Below are 411 nucleotides of genomic sequence, written 5' to 3'. Positions count from 1 at the left end.
GTGTAGTACTTGCCATCCTTCAAGCCGGCCTTAGCTTCTTTTTCTGAAGGAAAATGGAAATCCATGTCCTTCGACTTGCGTAGCTCCTTTTCAAGGTCATCGCCGACTGCAAGCTTCTGCCCTTCATAAGTGACTGACTTATCCTTATTAATAATGGCTACTGGTAAGTTCTTCACCTGACCATATGGATCCCATAATGAGCTCAAAAAGGTTACCGCGTATATCGATGGTACGAAGAACAATACGACGATAACCAACATGAAGAACTTGTGCTTCTTCAAATATTCCCATTCTGCTTTAAACACAGTGGCTACCTCCCTTTTTGGTTTTAATTCCTTTTATTGAACAACCTGTTGAATAATTAATTTACTTGTATTATATTAAGTCTTATAAAAGGTGAGTACAATACAC

1 protein-coding gene is annotated in these 411 nt (G+C 38.7%); it reads right to left on the bottom strand.

All coding sequences use genetic code 11. The features are described from left to right. On the bottom strand, positions 1–305 hold a 305-nt coding region (locus tag KH400_RS21580), incomplete at its 3' end, for a YhgE/Pip family protein (RefSeq protein ID WP_217228145.1). Between the last annotated feature and the right edge of the window lie 106 nt (positions 306–411).

The sequence above is a fragment of the Desertibacillus haloalkaliphilus genome, from assembly GCF_019039105.1.
Classification (GTDB): Bacteria; Bacillota; Bacilli; order Bacillales; family KJ1-10-99; genus Desertibacillus; species Desertibacillus haloalkaliphilus.
The sequence above is the reverse complement of the archived record's forward strand: the minus strand, read 5'-3'. Positions and strand labels throughout refer to the sequence as shown.